The 15368-nt window shown below is 42.6% G+C and carries 12 protein-coding genes; 8 read left to right on the top strand and 4 right to left on the bottom strand.

Annotation, left to right across the window (positions count from 1 at the left end; translation table 11 throughout):
• Positions 1 to 343: 343 nt before the first annotated feature.
• The 3 genes from WFY05_RS06220 to WFY05_RS06210 form a co-directional block, all read right to left on the bottom strand.
• Positions 344 to 1411 (bottom strand): DUF3500 domain-containing protein, encoded by a 1068-nt coding sequence (locus tag WFY05_RS06220; RefSeq protein ID WP_340111896.1) that lies wholly within the window; start codon positions 1409 to 1411, stop codon positions 344 to 346.
• Between the two features lie 221 nt (positions 1412 to 1632).
• On the bottom strand, positions 1633 to 3291 hold the full coding sequence (locus WFY05_RS06215; RefSeq protein ID WP_340111895.1) for a T9SS type A sorting domain-containing protein: 1659 nt from the start codon (positions 3289 to 3291) through the stop codon (positions 1633 to 1635).
• 51 nt (positions 3292 to 3342) lie between these two features.
• A complete protein-coding gene (locus WFY05_RS06210; protein WP_340111894.1) occupies positions 3343 to 3855 on the bottom strand; it encodes a hypothetical protein in 513 nt (170 codons plus the stop codon).
• A 198-nt stretch (positions 3856 to 4053) separates the two neighbouring features.
• Here WFY05_RS06210 and WFY05_RS06205 point away from each other — a divergent pair, with 198 nt between their 5' ends.
• Complete coding sequence (locus WFY05_RS06205) at positions 4054 to 4815, top strand: hypothetical protein (RefSeq protein ID WP_340111893.1); 762 nt, start codon at positions 4054 to 4056, stop codon at positions 4813 to 4815.
• 30 nt (positions 4816 to 4845) lie between these two features.
• Here the strand turns inward: WFY05_RS06205 and WFY05_RS06200 are convergent, their stop codons facing one another.
• Complete coding sequence (locus tag WFY05_RS06200; protein ID WP_340111892.1) at positions 4846 to 6507, bottom strand: M1 family metallopeptidase; 1662 nt, start codon at positions 6505 to 6507, stop codon at positions 4846 to 4848.
• A 172-nt stretch (positions 6508 to 6679) separates the two neighbouring features.
• On the opposite strand from WFY05_RS06200, the gene WFY05_RS06195 reads away from it, so the two are divergent.
• The 7 genes from WFY05_RS06195 (at position 6680) to WFY05_RS06165 (ending at position 15356) form a co-directional block, all read left to right on the top strand.
• Positions 6680 to 8227: an acyl-CoA dehydrogenase family protein gene (locus WFY05_RS06195; protein WP_340111891.1), complete on the top strand. Its 1548-nt coding sequence runs from the start codon at positions 6680 to 6682 to the stop codon at positions 8225 to 8227.
• 158 nt (positions 8228 to 8385) lie between these two features.
• Positions 8386 to 9669 carry an MFS transporter gene (locus WFY05_RS06190; protein ID WP_340111890.1) on the top strand — a complete coding sequence of 428 codons (1284 nt, stop codon included), beginning with the start codon at positions 8386 to 8388 and terminating at the stop codon, positions 9667 to 9669.
• A 119-nt stretch (positions 9670 to 9788) separates the two neighbouring features.
• Positions 9789 to 10097 (top strand): hypothetical protein, encoded by a 309-nt coding sequence (locus WFY05_RS06185; RefSeq protein WP_340111889.1) that lies wholly within the window; start codon positions 9789 to 9791, stop codon positions 10095 to 10097.
• Positions 10098 to 10260: 163 nt separating this feature from the next.
• The gene (locus WFY05_RS06180; RefSeq protein WP_340111888.1) at positions 10261 to 12351 is read left to right on the top strand and encodes a S9 family peptidase; all 2091 of its coding nucleotides are present in this window, start codon (positions 10261 to 10263) and stop codon (positions 12349 to 12351) included.
• A 116-nt stretch (positions 12352 to 12467) separates the two neighbouring features.
• Positions 12468 to 12995, top strand: a complete 528-nt coding sequence (locus WFY05_RS06175; RefSeq protein WP_340111887.1) for a hypothetical protein — start codon at positions 12468 to 12470, stop codon at positions 12993 to 12995.
• A 299-nt stretch (positions 12996 to 13294) separates the two neighbouring features.
• Entirely contained in the window at positions 13295 to 14062 is a 768-nt protein-coding gene (locus WFY05_RS06170; protein ID WP_340111885.1) for a hypothetical protein, read from the top strand.
• A gap of 199 nt (positions 14063 to 14261) precedes the next feature.
• A complete protein-coding gene (locus tag WFY05_RS06165) occupies positions 14262 to 15356 on the top strand; it encodes a nickel-binding protein (RefSeq protein WP_340111884.1) in 1095 nt (364 codons plus the stop codon).
• Positions 15357 to 15368: the final 12 nt, after the last annotated feature.

The following is a 15368-nucleotide window of genomic DNA, read 5'->3' as shown; positions in this document are numbered from 1 at the left end:
TGGATTGTATTTTTCGGTCAACTACTATTTCTGTTAGTACTGTTGTCAGGTTTCATTTGCGTTTCAGCAATTTGTAATAAGTTAAGAAAAAAAGATATGTAAATCCGAATAATTAGCTGGCAGACACCAATCTCATCGGCATTTTCACTTTGGAGAAATCACGTAAAACTTAGTCAGGTATGTTCGCTGATTAGAATAACATACTAGTTGTCAAATAGTTTACCGGATGTGCGCATTTGTTTGAAATGGGGTACTCCTGTTCCATATTAATTTCGCAAGGTAAAATTTGGCGATAAAGACGAATGAATTTTTACCGGTTTTTAAAGTAGGATCTCGGTTCTACTTAATTTTTATGGTTAAATTTCAGGTAATGTTCTTTAAGGATATCCTCTCCAAAATCATTTCCTTTTTCCCTCCAGATAGAATGGATGTGGTTACCAACACCCTGAAATCCGATGTTATCGTACTCGATTAAAAACACCGGGCTGTTAATGACATAGTAGTGTGGTTTTTGGGCTACATAACTTCCTATCCATGCAAAGTAGATACTGTCTAAACTTGTATCATAAAATTTGTCGAGGTATTCATGTGCTTTTTTGTGCTCCAGGTTATGTACATACTCTTCGATAATGTATTTCAAGAACGTCTGCTGTTCAAGGTTCAGTTCACTGGCTTTTATTCCTTCGTAGGAGCTTAATCGTTGTGAACTGTTTGGGTTTGTAATGATGTCTCCGGGTACTTCCTTACTTAAAGTGGCAATCTCCTGTTGATGTTTTGTCAAGGAATTGATCAACAGGAAACCGTAATCTTCTTCTTTGCTAAGAACACGTAGCCCGGCATATTTGGTGGTGTGTACTTCGGCAGGGTCAGTACCGAGAAAAAATGGAGTAAGTGAAAAATTATCGCCAACCGCGGATAAATTAATGGAAATATGATGGCCTGCAAATTTAAATCCCCAGGGTTCTGTGTCAGCCGGATCGCCCCAAACAGCGATGTAATAATTGCCATAACCCCAGTTCAAGGCCCTGAGTTCATCAATCAGGTCATCACTTATTTCTTTCTTCTCATATGCAGTTTCGTACACCTCATTTAGGATATCATCCAGTTTCATGATGCTGGTTGTTTTTAAATAGCCCTGCGAGCTAAATAGCGTCGTTAGTAGCTGATGAAACTGAACCATACTTTCTTCCGAAAGATCACCGTACCGTATTCCCGGGCGTTTGGCCATACCGACCGGAAGGTTTGTCCATTTTGTTCGTAGCGAATCATCAAAACTGTAATTCACCTGTTTTTGCTGATTCGGACTTAAGGAGGCCATAAACGTTGTTACCTGTTCCGAAATTTTTGTGGCTGTTTGGCTCATTCCTTCCTGAACGACAAGCAGGAGAATCATCAAAAATAGTATTCTCATTTTTTCACAGTTATGTATTTTGTTCACTGCCCATATCCGGCATGTTTGGTTATAGCGGTATAGTATCAAATCAAGCAGGTCAATATAAAAAAGACCATATTATCTTCTTTATAACCTGATTGACACGATAAATGTTTAATAGGCTGAATTATAATCGGTTTCGGTGATGGGGAATCCGGGATATTTCTGAAATCAGAAATCCATTCAAATAAACCAATGGCTTAGTCTGTAACAACCATTTTTCCTCGAAATGTTTGTCCGTTGTTTGCTTGAAGTTTTAAAAAGTAAATACCGGATTTTAACTGGTCGCGATAAAAGAAGAAGGAATTATCACCGGCAGGGAAGAAGCCTTTAGGTTGTTTGGTCAATTGTTTCCCGCTAACGTCAAACACCGACAGTTCAAATTCCGAACTTTTGTTGCTGAAAAAATTTATTCGGGTGGAAAAAGAGACCGGATTAGGATAAATATCCAGCTGTTCATTTTGCAGAAAATGGCTTTCGGCAAGTGAATTCAGGGGCGAAAGGATAAGTTGAACCGTGGAGAGCGATTGTGGCGGTATATGAAAACTGGTGTCGTTCAGAAAAGCCGTAGTGCTAAAACTTTCTTCTTCCGAGGTAGTAAAAACATGGCTTTCATACACTGTTGTACCGGGCAACGAGAGTTGTACTTCCATTGATTCTGTCTCTGAACGGTTTATTAGTATAACCGTTGCTGAATCTTTAGCCGGACTTATGAATGCAGTGGATTTTAAAAAATAGCCGGTTCCGGAAGTCCCTATCCTTGTCCAGCCCGGATGAATATATGCTGAATAGTGTTTAAATACATAAAAATCTTTGTTTCGGTTGTAGCCTTTATCGTTCGTCCATTGCGACGGATCCCAGGGGAAATGCAGGTTAACAAGCCCGCTGCCGCTCCAGATCAGATCCCAGTACAGGAAGGCACTCACGCTTTCGGTGGCCAGCGACTGGAATATCATGCCCGCCAGCGGAAACCAGTCGGCACGAGAATATTCGGTTTGGAAATGAGGCACTTCAGGATGGAATTTCCCAAGCTTGGTGTAGGCGTCGGATGTAAACGGATCGTCAGCGACATTTCCGCCTTCGGCCCCGTGATACAGGTGGTGTGAAATGGCATGCAGTTTCGATAAGTCGAGAGCATTAATGTAGTTTTCTACCGCATTGTAACCAATACCGATACACTCGGGGCCAATAAATTTTGGTGCATTTTCGCGCACAGAAACACTGTCGTAAAACGCATCGAGCGCTTTATTGTAACCGGCAATTTTCTGGCTGTTGTTTTGCGTGGGTTGCAACAGGCAGCTTTCCCATGTTGCAGAAAAGTCGGGTTCGTTTTGAATACTGATGTAGCTGGGGAAAATACCTTTTGCATTGTAATCATCCAGCGATTTGTTCCACCAGCTGGCAAATCCTTCATAATCGAAACTAATACTGCTGCCGCTTCCGGTGTATTTCAGGGTTCCACCGTTGCTTCTGTCGTTATTACTTTTCAGGTAGGCAGGTGGTCCCCACGAGGTAACCAGCAGTTGAATGGGGTGCCCCAGCGAAACGTTTGCGGCATCAACAAATTCTTTTACCCGATCCACCATTCCGGCATCGTAGTCGTAGGCATTGCGCACCCTGAGAATATCGAGGCTCAATTCCTTAAAAATAACATCGTAAATTTCGGCTTTGTTGGGATGAGCTGTCAACCAGTTTTCGTAAAAAGAAAGCGAGGCTCCAAAACCGGTGATCTGCTGGTATTCCTCATCCGTATTTAATTGAATAAGCTGGCTATTGCTTTGTGCTTTCGATTGATAAACTGTGGCGAGTAAAACAAACAGGTTCAATAAAATGCTTTTGTAACGGTTCCTTTGGCTCATGGTCTGTTCTTATGGTTGATCCTTTAACTTTTGGTTTTCCTTTTATCGGAGTTATTTTCTTTTCAATTCAACAGTGTAGGTAATACTTCCATCGTCGCTGAACGGCAATCCTTTCATCACCAGTATTTGTTCCGAAAGTTCAATCTGAACATCTACCAGCGTTGGTTCATCTTTCCCGGGAACATCAAACTCGAGGTATAAAATGGTTTCAGCATCATTCAGGCTCCATTTTCCGGTTTCGTTAATTGGGGAGCAGCCTGTTGGTGTAAGAATCACTTCTCCATTTACAATCTCGATGTCGTAGGTAGCTTCGTAGGAAGTTATGGTAAAATTGCCGCGTGCAGTATAAGAAGCTTCCATTGAAACACAATCCATTTCTTCAGAAAGATCGGAATGTGCTGTTCCATCCATGTTTTCGTCAACCGGTTCGGAGGTAATAAAACTCAATGCTTCCCAATCACCCACCAACAGAGTTTCAGATTCCTCTTTCGAGCAGGATACTAAAATCACCAGCGTGGAGAAGAGCAACAGACGTAAAACTTTTTTCAGAATTGAAACATCCATAGTTTGTATTTGAAAGCTATAAATGTATAGAAATTCTATTTTATGGCAATGTTTATGGTGTTGCGGTTGCCAGTACATTAGAGATAATATTATTAGCCGTGCAAACGTTAAAATAACAGAATCTGCCTGACAGAAGACAGAGTTATAAAGTTTTGATTTTTCTGTTGTAAATTACACCATCTAAAAAACCTGAATAGAATGAAAACAAGAAATGTGAATTCGCTCAAAAAAATTACGCTACTTCTGGTTCTCTTTCTTATACTTGGTTTCGGAAGATCTTTGGCTCAGAAAGTGTATCCTATCACAAGCGGTGAAATGATCTTTTCGAATGGTACTGTGGAGTTTAGCGACGAATACCTGCAACAATTTCCCGGAGCAGAGGTTTCCGGAGTTCCTTTACGTTTTACCATGGCTGTTCATATTTCGCAGTACTGGCACGTTGATTTTAATGAAAACGTGGGTTTTTACACGGGATTGGGAGTGAAGAACGTGGGTTTGATTTCCGATGAGGTACTCCACAACGGGGCCATCAATGACTATCAAAACTATAAAATCATACGCCGTGTTTACACCGGAGGTATTCCGCTTGCCCTTAAACTGGGTGCTTTCGATAAAAACCTCTATATTTTTGGAGGTGGCGAAGTGGAATTTCCCATTCATTTTAAAGAGAAATACTGGGGCAGTCACGACCGCGAAGGTTCGAAAACCAAAACCAATAAATGGTTTGGCAGTCAAACGGAATCGATAATGCCTTCGGTGATTGCCGGAGTCCAGTTTCCCCGAGGAATCAATTTGAAATTTAAATATTACCTCAACGACTTTTTAAATCACGATTATTCCGACAACAATTTTGTTTCTGATTTACGTCGTTACAAATCTTCGCAGGTTTGGTACTTGTCGCTTTCGTGGCAGTTTAATACAGCCTATATTTTTAAGGGAGAAAATGCTGAAGTGTATTAATTACTCCGATTAAAAACGAATAAATATTGATTAGTCCTTTAAACGGGCCAGTTCAAAACTAGCCACGTAAAAATCCTTGTCTACCTCCACGCTGGTGATCTTTTTGTCCAGTTCAAGTTCTTTCCAGCGGCGCGAAGGCTCCAACCAGTGTATTTCGTTGTTGATGTGCACTTTTGTTTTCATTTTGAAATCGGGCACCACATTTCCCCAGCGGTAACGCATCTTACTATCAATCAGTGCGTATTCAAAAATCGGTATCCGGACATCGTACAGGTATTGCCTGAAAAAGCCATCCAAAGGGAGACCGGTGTGTTCGATCAGGTATTCCTCGATCTCTTTGGTTTTTACGGTTTGATGGTAGAAATCCCTGTTTAATCCACGAAGGATCGAACGCCATTTTTCATCGTCATCGACCATTTGCCGGAGGGTGTGCAGCATATTGGCTCCTTTGGGGTACATATCACCCGATCCGGAATAATTTACGCCATGGACGCCAACAATTGGTCGATCGTTGTTAATACTCAGCCGACTTCCGCGAATGTATTCACCACCGGCTTTTTTACCCCAGAAATACTCGACAAAGAGATTCTCGGAGTAATTGGTAAAGCTTTCGTGTATCCACATATCGGCCCCATCGAAGTAAGTGATGTTATTGGCGAACCACTCGTGCCCGGATTCGTGAATGATGATAAAATCGAATTTTTCACCCCATCCCGAATTGCTGATATCGCGACCGGTAAATCCGTTGCGGAAACCGTTGCCGTAAGTCACCGAGCTTTGGTGTTCCATTCCCGGATAAGGCACTTCCACCAGTTTGTAACCGTCTTCGTAGAAAGGATAAGGACCAAACCAGTATTCAAAAGCTTCCAGCATCATGGTTGCTTGTTTAAAATGTTCTTTGGCTTTTTCGAGGTTGTAGTCAATCACCCAGAAGTCGCAATCGAGGTCGCCTTTTTCTCCTTTAAAGGTTTCGTGCCAGTGTGCGTATTTCCCAATGTTAAAGTTCACTCCGTAATTATTGATCGGATTGGCCACAAACCAGTTGACAGTTTTAGTTCCATCGTTGTTTTTTTCTATGCTGCGCAGCCGGCCGTTGGAAACATCCATCAGATCATCGGGAAAAGTAACGCTGATAAGCATGCTGTCGGGTTCGTCGTATGGATGATCTTTGCAGGGCCACCATAAACTTGCGCCGGCGCCCTGGTTGGCATTCGCGATAAAAGGATTTCCTTTTGCATCTGTTTTCCAGGCAACACCCCCATCCCATGGCGGACGACGACTTACCTTGGGCTGCCCCGAAAATTCGACCAGTAGTTCGTTGGTATCACCTGGGTTTTGTTCTTGTTTCAGGGAGAGGTACCAAACATTACCATCGCGCCTGAAGTCGATCTCCTCACCGTTTTGGGTAACCTTACTAATTTTCATGGGAGTTTGAAGATCGATCTGCATCAATTGCTTTGGCGTGAGCACCTCGTAGCGGATGAGGTTGGTTCCCGAAACACTGCTGTCTTGCGGATCCACCTTCACGCTTAAATGATAATAGCTCAGGTCCCACCATTCCCGTTCGGGAGTAATGCTACCCCGCAAAGTATCCTGGCGTGTAAATGATGTTCTTTGAGCGATTGCACCTAATGCGAACAGCGTTAATAATAAAATTATCAGTTGGCTTTTTATCCGGACAGTTTTATACATAATATTACAGACGTATGGTAAGTCAACAAATTTAGCTTTTTTCTTTTAGGAAGGAATTGGTTTTAGAGGTTTTCAGACGATAGGCACAAATCTTAAAAACAAAATTGTTTAGAATCCGTTTAAATAATCCAATGGCTTTTCACTGAAGGAAACCATCTCTAATAATTTATTTATGCAAGCAGCCACAACCGAATCAGTTTCGGTACCCGATAAAAATCAATTTGAGCATATCCCGTTTTCTCAATTTGCAGACAACCTGAAAGAAAAGATGAAACAGGTTTTTCATGTACGGGCAGATATCGATCAACTCAGTTTAAAGCGGGGATTACCACCCTTTGTACTGCGTGAGATCATGTCGGTAAATCCGCTATCGGTAGGTATTCCAAAAGAATATGGTGGCCGCGGTGGCGTAATGAAAGAGAATATTGGACTGTTGGCAACGGCATCGTATGAATCGCTTGCACTTTCTTTAACCTTTGGCATTAATTCAGCACTGTTCTTGCAGCCCTTTGGCAAGTTTGGTCAGGACGAGGTAAAAGCCGGGGTTTTCAATCGTTTTTTAAACGAAAAAGCCATGGGCGGACTGATGATCACCGAACCGGATTATGGCAGCGATGCGCTGAACATGCAAACTTATTATACCGAAAAGGGATCGAAAATTCATTTACAAGGTAAAAAGCATTGGGCCGGATTAACTGGTTGGGCCGACTTTTGGTTACTTTCGGGAAGGCAAAAATCCAACTCGGATAAATTGATGCGCGATATCGATTTTTTTCTGTGCGATGTAAATGCACCCGGGCAAAATATTGTGGTAGAAGAGTTTTTTGAAAACCTCGGACTGTACGCTATTCCTTATGGCAGAAACCGAATTGATGTACAATTGCCTTTGGCTCATAAGTTGGTACCCCATACAACCGGCGTTAAAATGATGCTCGATTTGCTTCATCGCAGCCGGATGCAATTCCCGGGAATGGGTATGGGATTTATTCAGCGCATGCTGGATGAAGCATTGAACCACAGTAAAGAAAGAATGGTTGGAGGTAAAAGTCTTTTTCATTACGACCAGGTACAACACCGTTTGACGGATCTGCAGGCCTCGTACACAATATGCTCGGCCATGTGTGCCAACAGCAGCGAAAAAGCCGGCCTCGATGTGGATCTGTCTTCGGAAGGAATGGAGGCCAACGCAGTAAAAAGTGTCGTTACCGATTTAATGCAGGAAGCTGCACAATCGGCGGTTCAGTTGGTAGGCGCAAAAGCTTATAAACTCAACCACATTGCAGGGCGCGGTATAGCCGACAGCCGACCGTTTCAGATTTTTGAAGGATCAAACGACATCCTCTATGCACAAATTTCGGAGGCGCTCGTAAAGATGATGAAACGTGCCAAAGAACGTAACCTTTTTCAGTTTCTGAAAAGCTTTGACCTGACTGACAAGGCTGTTCACTTTGTAAAGAAACAGGTCGATTTTAACCTCGATCTTCAAATCCCGCAACGGAAACTTGTTGATATGGGTAAGATCATCGGTCGAGTAATTTCATTGAACCAGGTGCTTGATTTGGGAGACAAAGGATTTAAGAAAGAACTTATCGATGGCAGCGTCACATTTCTCCAGCAGGAGATTACGAAGCTAATGTCGTCCTTTACGTTTAAAAACAGTGAGAAGGTGGTTGATGATTATGAAGAGAACACTTCGTGGATGAATTTTGTTGCGGGGTAAAATCATAACAGATTATTACGTTTTTTAAATGTTTCATCCCTCCGGGACTAACATGTAATTTCTGATTTAAGATAATTAATCCCAAACAGGCAGCGCTATATTGCAATCCGTGCAACAATTCTGTAAACATTTTTACATTTGCGGCCTTTATATAACTTATGCGAATTTTTAAAGATTTAAGTCCACAGGAAAGCCTGACCTTAAAACTGCATTTGTTTTACAGCGGTATTGAAGGGATTGCTGCCGGAGCCCTGGTGCTCACGGAGTTTATTTTTATTAAGTCGCTAAAAGGAAGCAATGTACAGCTAGCCTTTCTGTTTCAGTTTAACATGGTAGTGTTTTTATTTGCGATGGTGGCCAACGAAATCCTGCGCCGCTATACCAACCGCAAAGTTTTGTTGCGCAGCATTGCCGTAGTTTCCAAACTGCCACTTGTAGGCCTGGCCTTTTTCCCCGATGTGAGCCACAATAAAGGACTTCCGCCTATTTACCACACATTTTTCCTGGGCATATTCCTGCTTTATTTTATGTCGAGGATTGTGGCTATTCCCTCGGTTAATCAATATTTAAAAGGAAATTACAGGCACGAAAATTTTGGAAGACTGTTTGGTTATTCGGTGACCCTGCAAAAAGTAACCATGTTGCTGTCCACTTTCATAGCTGGGTTATTGCTCGACTGGAATCCCAATTCTTACAAGATATTTTATCCCATTGTTGGGATTCTGGCCATTCTTTCCATTTTTCAGCTCACCAAAATAAAATTTGTTCAGAAAGAAGAAGTCATCGACACGCCATTGTGGAAAGCCCTGCAGCAGTCATTCCTTCGGATTTTCAACATTCTTAAACACAACAGGGCCTTCCGGCACCTCGAAATGGGTTTTATGCTGTATGGTTTTGCCTGGATGAGCACACACGCTGTGATCACCATTTTTTACGAGCGCGCTCTGCACCTGAATTATTCGAGTTTGGCCTTTTATAAAAATGCTTTTAATCTGGTTGCCATTGCCTTTTTGCCATTCTTCGGGCGCTTTATTGGCCAGCGCGATCCGCGTCGCTTTGCCATCATTACTTTTGGTTCGCTGATGCTGTTTATCCTGTTTACAGCATTAACCGAATACTACAATGGCTACACCGAAGTGTATGGTATAAAAATTTATCACATGCTGATGGTGGCCGTTTTCTTTAACGGTTTGTTTATGGGAAGTATGCCCATTTTGTGGGGCATTGGCAGCAGTTACTTTTGCCAGCCCGATGAAGCCGCCGATTACCAGAGTGTGCACCTGTTTTTAACCGGCTTGCGTGCCTTGATGGCTCCGGTTATTGGGATTAAGTTGTACGAATGGTCGGGTTTTAGCATCACCTATTCTACCGGAATCGTACTGTTGCTGTTTGCCATTTCGCTGATGATCTATTCCGAACGAAGGTTTCCGAAACCGACATAAGGTTATATGAACAATTTTGCCGAAATTCAGAAGTCCAGGGAGTTGAAGGATTAGTAAGCTTGCAACCTGATTTTCTTTCTGACCGATTAGTAGTAACTTTAAAGCAAACAAGCGACCCAATGAATAAATCATCTTTAAAATATAATCGAACGGTAAGCAGCATCGTTTTTTTGCTGGCAATAGTGGTTTCAGCATTTTGGGTATTTGGACGTTACTACGATTTTTACATGAGCGATTTTACAGGGGCGATTTTCGAATTGCTTTGGCTTCCCATGCTTGGCATGGTGTTTTTTATTCCCATATTTTCTGCCTTTTTTTGGGTGAAAGCAAAGTTCAGTTTAAAATCGCTTTACTTTTATACTTTGCTGCTTTGTCTTGCAACTATTGTATATATGTTTATGAGCGACCAGTCGGGCAATGCGATGTAAGCGGGAAGATCCGGAATCGCAGCTTATCATCTACTCAAAATTATCCTGATAAATTTTTGTGCATCTGTATTTTAAAAAACATGACATTTATGTTTTGAATATTCATTGTTCAGCTGTATGTTTATGTGCTGTTCTAATTATTAAATCTCGAAATTAAGTTGCGATGAAGAATCAAAAATCTGCCTTATCGGTCATTGTTGTCATTATGACCCTCGTTACCTCTGTTCAAACGTCAGCCCAGCAATGGATAAAAAGTATGCCCGGATATGAGCAATACCAGGAAAAAGCTCCACAAATCCGAAATTCGGTAGTCCCCGGTCGCATTTCTGCCGATTGGGCCGAGGATGGAAAATCCTTCACCTATAACCAGGATGGAAAACAATACCAATTCGATTTAAAAAAGAAAGTAGCAGAGGAGCTTGGCGATGCTCCGGAAGAAGAATCGATGATGGCACGTTACCGAAGGATGTATGCCGGTCGTCCGCAGCGGGGCCGTCAATATGCCGAAGAAACTTCGCCCGACAAATCATTAAAAGCCGTTTACCGAAGCGGGAATGTTTACATCAGCAAGGCCGACGGAAGCGACGAATACGCCGTTACCAAAGAAGGACCGATTGAGAAGCGTTTTACTTTTGGTACGGCTACCTGGGTTTACGGCGAGGAGCTCGATCAACTGCACGCCATGTGGTGGTCGCCCGACAACAGCAAGCTGGCTTTTTATCATTTCGACATGAGCAAGGTGCGCAATTATTACTTGCAGTACGAACAAACCGAGCTTTACGACTCGATGAATATTGAAGCCTATACCAAAGTTGGGGCGGTTAATCCGGTGGTCGATCTGATGATCTATGATCTCGCGACAAAGAAAACAATAACTGTTGATGTACGCGACGGACAGCCATTTGAAGATAATGTAGTTGGTCATTATGTGTATGGGATCGAGTGGGCCCCCGATGGAACCGAGCTTTTATTCCACCGCACCAACCGGAAGCAGGATATTATGGAATGGACAGCTGCTGATGCCGAAACCGGTAAATGCCGCGTGGTGGTTCGTGAAGAATGGCCGGCAAGTTTTACTGAGAATCACCCGTACATGCAGTACCTCGAAGATCAGCGGCGCTTTATCTGGGAAAGCGAACGAAACGGATTCAAGAACTATTATTTATACGATCTGAAAGCAGGTTTGGTCAATCCCATTACTTCACATGAGTTTGAAGTGGCCGGCGTGATTAAAATCGATGAGGCAAATAATCAGCTTTATTACTTGGCGCGCAGTGGCGATAACCATATGAAACTTCAGTTACATCGTGTTAAACTGGATGGTAAAGGTGATGTTCGCCTGACTGATCCGGCGTTTACACACAGTGTTTCGGTATCGCCCGATGGAAAGTACATTGTCGATATAGCGGAAACACACAACACACCGCCGTTTACTCAGTTGCTGAATGCTAAAGGCAAAGTTTTGGCTCAGCTGGCCGACAGCGACATAAGCAAATTTGAAGAGCTTAGCCTGAAAAAAACGGAGATCTACACCTTTACTTCTGCCGATGGCGAAACTGAACTGCACGGCATGATCCATTTCCCAAGCAATTTCGATCCGAATAAAAAATATCCGGTTATTCTGTCGAATTATGGCGGTCCGGCCACCAATGCTGTACGTGAGAATTTTGCTACTCCCAATTCACTTTGCGAATACGGTTTCCTGGTGGTGAATATCGACGGACGTAATGCCGGTTGGAAAGGCAAAAGAATGCTCGATAAACTGTATGGTCATTTAAGCATTGTTGAACAGGATGATTTTGCTGAAGGAATTAAAGCCCTTTACGATCGTCCCTATGTGAATAAGGATCGGGTAGGCGTGTTTGGCACTTCGTACGGAGGAACCACTGCAGCGGCCTGTATTTTGCGTCACCCTGAAGTTTTCCATGCAGCAGTGGCCAATTCAGGAGTTATGGATTGGCGTAACTACGATAACATTTACACCGAACGTTACATGAATTTGCTGGAGAATAATACGGAGGGTTACGAGGCGGCCAACCTCCGTAATTATGCCGAGAACCTTGAAGGCTTCCTGATGATCTACTACGGAACTACCGATAACAATGTGCATCCGTCGAACTCGCTGCAGCTGATACAGGCGCTGCAGAAAGCCGGTAAAAGCTTCGAGGTGCAGGTAGGTCCCGATCGTGGTCACACGGCTGTTAATCGCGACCGAATGATGGAGTTCTTTATTCAACATTTGGTGTTGGAGTAGCCATTACTCCGTTTTTAGGATTGGGTAAAAGTTAGTTTATTTGTTCTCACCAATAAAGACCTTCGGGGTATCTGAAACCTCGAAGGTCTGATACATAATTTTAAATAAGCATTAAGATGAGAAGCACATTCAAACTATTTCGGATTTCCCTCATATTGATCTTGTTTGCATTTAGTGCCTGTAATATCTTTTCTGACAAGGAAAGTACCACTTGCGACGACACAAAAATGGATGCGGAAGAACCAACGATATATTTAAAAGCCATTATCCCATTTACTCCTGCACTTTTGCAGAATTCTCCCGAAAAAGTTGTTATAACAGGTGATATCAGCAAAATTTTCTGCAGCGGTCAAGGAGGTGATGAGTACTCATATGATCCATATTTTATGGTCGACAGCACATCATTCGATCAAAACAAGGGAACTTTTGTTTTGCCACAGCCTTATCAGTTCGAATTTGAAAATACGCGCGACAGGCTTGTGATTAAGTTTCAGGCGGAGCTATATCTTGAAAATGGTGCACTTTATGAATCGGAAGAATTTACCGCTTACTATTTCTATGAAGATCTTATGTACAATGAAGACGACCAGCAATATTACCTGATCATTGAACCTAATTCGTTGAAGTGGTTCGAGGTAAACTGATCCTGGGTTTAAAAGTTAACCTTAAAACCTAAACTGATCGGTAGCGAATATTTTTATTACACTTTATCGTTTGTCTTTGCTCTGAATAACATTGATTCGAACACTGTTTTCATAATTCAGATCCCGTTTATTTCTTCTGCACGAATTCCGTATCAAATTGTTCATTCAGATATACCGGCTTTTCTCTTTTGCGGGCGCATTATCTTTCATAAGGGTTTAAAATTTTGTAACTTGATTAGTACTTATTACCCGGTTAAGCTGCATTTAGCCAGTTTATTGTTTCACCAAAAATTATTACCATGAAGAAATTTTCCTTACTACTCGTATTGTGCCTGGTAGTGGGTGCATTTTATGTAAATAACTTACAAGCGCAGGAAGCAGAAGATCCCGGTCTCATTTTTTTGATGGAAGAGTTTGTGGCTCCGGCCGATTTGGCTCAGTTCTGGGAAGTACAGCAGGAAGCCATTGATCTTTTTAATGAATTGGATCTTAATATGACGGTATGGGCTTATCAAACCAGCGAGAATTCGTTTTACTGGGCCATGCCAATTAAGAACTTTGCAGGCATCGACGAACTTTATGCCTCCATGATGAATGTGAGTCAGAAGATGAAAGAAAACGGATTCGACGGGGATGCCAAATTCCGCGATCTCTCTAACATCAGCCAGTCAGTAGTGATGTGGAACAAGGAATTGTCGTTCCATCCCGATGGCGACGGGCAGGATGAGGAAGGAAAAGGTTTCCACGAATGGAGCTTTATTTACCTTAAATCGGGACATGAAAAAGAAGCTGCTGAAGCCGCTAAAAAATACATCGAGTTTTACAAAAGCATTGGCACCGATTATTCCTGGGACATTTACCAGGTGGTTTTTGGCGAGCATACTCCTTGCTGGATACTCGAAGTTCAGGACGTTAGCGAGGCCGCTTTACGAGAGACGGAAGATGCAATGATGAAAGAATACCGGGATGATTTCAGAAAGCTGTGGCAGAATATGGTACAACATGTCCGAACCATCGAAACCAAAAAAGGCTGGTTCCTTCCGGGCTGGTCGATGCAAGCCGAATAGCTAACTTTCACGATCTATCAGCTGAAGGATTGTCTTTTCTTCGAGGAGTTTTAATTAATAGAGACATTAAGTCTTCACATCGGCCTTGGGAACTTTTTTTGGGGCGCGTTGTTGTTTTTGTATTGGTCAGATTGTCAGTGATATTGCTGCATGAATATCTGTCCGAACTTTCAGCAACGCCGAAACTAAAGCTAAGCTTATGCCTATTTACATGGATCGCCACGATGTTTCTGCCGAGGTAACTGCCGAAAATGTGGCGGAATTACATCAGCAGGATTTAAAAGTTCAACACAAATTTAATTGCCGGGGACTTACTTATTGGTTCGACGATGAACGAAAAACGGCGTTTTGTTTGATCGAAGCACCCAATGAGGAGAAGTTAAAGGAGATGCACGATCATGCGCATGGCGAAATTCCCCACCGGATCATCGAAGTGGACCCATCGATTGTTGAATCGTTTCTGGGCAGAATAGAGGATCCGGTAACAGCAAAAAATACCCGTTTGAATATCATCAACGATCCTGCATTCCGGATCATTATGGCCGTAGAGCCGGCTATACATTCATATAACGAATACAATAAACAGTCGCTTCAACAACACAACAATAACTACAAAAAGACTGTAAATAATATGGTTCAGCACTTTGGTGGAAGGGTGGTAAGCAACAGGGAGAATCGGTTCCTGGTATCGTTTACCTCAGTTACAAAGGCCGTGAAGTGTGCCAATCAGCTTCAGTCGGAAGTTGATGAAAAAGCAACGGGCGAACTGCCCGGGCTAAAAATCGGATTAAGTGCCGGAGTTCCTGTAACCGAAAAAAACTCGTTGTTTGAGGATACTGTAAAGCTGGCGGAAAGGATGTGTTTTCTGAGTTCCGGGATCAGCATCTCGGAAGAAGTGAACGATCTGTACCGAAGCGAGAATGTGCATCATACTTCTTTTGGCAACCGGATTTTTGTATTGTCCGAGGCTGATCAGCAGTTTTTAAGCCGCCTGGTGGAATTTACTGAAAACGCTTGGACGGATTCTGGCCTGAACGTTGAAGGTTTTGAGAGGCATTTGGCGTTAAGCAAATCAAAATTGTACCGGAAAATGACAGCGCTTATCGGGACTTCCCCAAATGGCTTTCTGATGCGCTATCGTATAAAACGTATCAGACAACAACTGCACAAGAAAAACAGTAACATTGCCGAAGTAGCCTATAACGGAGGATTTAACAGCCCTTCTTATTTTGCTAAATGTTTTAGTAAAGTCTATGGACTGACTCCTTCAGCCTATAAAAGTTTAATGGTGTAAAAGCACCTTTGA

It is taken from the genome of Maribellus mangrovi (assembly GCF_037646455.1).
Classification (GTDB): domain Bacteria; phylum Bacteroidota; class Bacteroidia; order Bacteroidales; family Prolixibacteraceae; genus Draconibacterium; species Draconibacterium mangrovi_A.
This window is presented reverse-complemented; position numbering and strand designations above follow the sequence as displayed.

What these genes read in the sequence shown, in the direction of transcription:
- WFY05_RS06190 (WP_340111890.1), top strand. Translation starts at nt 8,386, where the DNA reads ATGCGAATTTTTAAAGATTTAAGTCCACAGGAAAGCCTGACCTTAAAA.
- WFY05_RS06220 (WP_340111896.1), bottom strand. Translation starts at nt 1,411, where the DNA reads ATGAGAATACTATTTTTGATGATTCTCCTGCTTGTCGTTCAGGAAGGA.
- WFY05_RS06200 (WP_340111892.1), bottom strand. Translation starts at nt 6,507, where the DNA reads ATGTATAAAACTGTCCGGATAAAAAGCCAACTGATAATTTTATTATTA.
- WFY05_RS06180 (WP_340111888.1), top strand. Translation starts at nt 10,261, where the DNA reads ATGAAGAATCAAAAATCTGCCTTATCGGTCATTGTTGTCATTATGACC.
- WFY05_RS06170 (WP_340111885.1), top strand. Translation starts at nt 13,295, where the DNA reads ATGAAGAAATTTTCCTTACTACTCGTATTGTGCCTGGTAGTGGGTGCA.
- WFY05_RS06210 (WP_340111894.1), bottom strand. Translation starts at nt 3,855, where the DNA reads ATGGATGTTTCAATTCTGAAAAAAGTTTTACGTCTGTTGCTCTTCTCC.
- WFY05_RS06175 (WP_340111887.1), top strand. Translation starts at nt 12,468, where the DNA reads ATGAGAAGCACATTCAAACTATTTCGGATTTCCCTCATATTGATCTTG.
- WFY05_RS06165 (WP_340111884.1), top strand. Translation starts at nt 14,262, where the DNA reads ATGCCTATTTACATGGATCGCCACGATGTTTCTGCCGAGGTAACTGCC.
- WFY05_RS06195 (WP_340111891.1), top strand. Translation starts at nt 6,680, where the DNA reads ATGCAAGCAGCCACAACCGAATCAGTTTCGGTACCCGATAAAAATCAA.
- WFY05_RS06185 (WP_340111889.1), top strand. Translation starts at nt 9,789, where the DNA reads ATGAATAAATCATCTTTAAAATATAATCGAACGGTAAGCAGCATCGTT.
- WFY05_RS06215 (WP_340111895.1), bottom strand. Translation starts at nt 3,291, where the DNA reads ATGAGCCAAAGGAACCGTTACAAAAGCATTTTATTGAACCTGTTTGTT.
- WFY05_RS06205 (WP_340111893.1), top strand. Translation starts at nt 4,054, where the DNA reads ATGAAAACAAGAAATGTGAATTCGCTCAAAAAAATTACGCTACTTCTG.